Source organism: Streptomyces doebereineriae (genome assembly GCF_031845645.1).
In the GTDB taxonomy this organism is placed as follows: Bacteria; Actinomycetota; Actinomycetes; order Streptomycetales; family Streptomycetaceae; genus Streptomyces; species Streptomyces canus.
This window is the reverse complement of the sequence record NZ_JAVREZ010000551.1, coordinates 1-396: the sequence shown is the minus strand read 5'-3', so window position 1 is coordinate 396 and position 396 is coordinate 1. Positions and strand designations below refer to the sequence as shown.

At 66.2% G+C, this 396-nt stretch carries 1 pseudogene; it reads left to right on the top strand.

Features of this window, described 5'->3' with window-relative positions:
* Nucleotides 1-38 precede the first annotated feature (38 nt).
* A pseudogene (locus RNB18_RS53210) lies at nucleotides 39-396 on the top strand (thiolase family protein); the annotation flags it as partial.

Sequence of the window (396 nt, the reverse complement as noted above, 5' to 3'; positions counted from 1 at the left end):
GAACCTGGACAAGGCGCGCGTCGGCCTCGGGGGCAGTCATGAGCCCGTCCGAGGTGGATCTGATCGGCCTGGGGATGACGGCGATGTCGCTGCGGCCCGGCGCCACACCGTTACGGTTGGCCACCGAGGCGAGCACCGCCGCGCTGATCGACGCTCAAATCGATCGCGCCGACGTTGACGGGCTCCTCGTCGGTTCCTCACAGGGTGTACGCCCAGACCGGCTCGGTGTCGGTTTCGCCGCCGCAGGTGGCTTCCGGGATCTGCGACTGCTCGAACACGTCGAGATCAAGGGCGCCACCACCATTGCAATGATCCAACGCGCTCGCCATGCGATCGCCACTGGAGAAGCATCTACCGTGCTCTGTGTCTTCGCTGATGCACCGCTGGTCGCAGGCA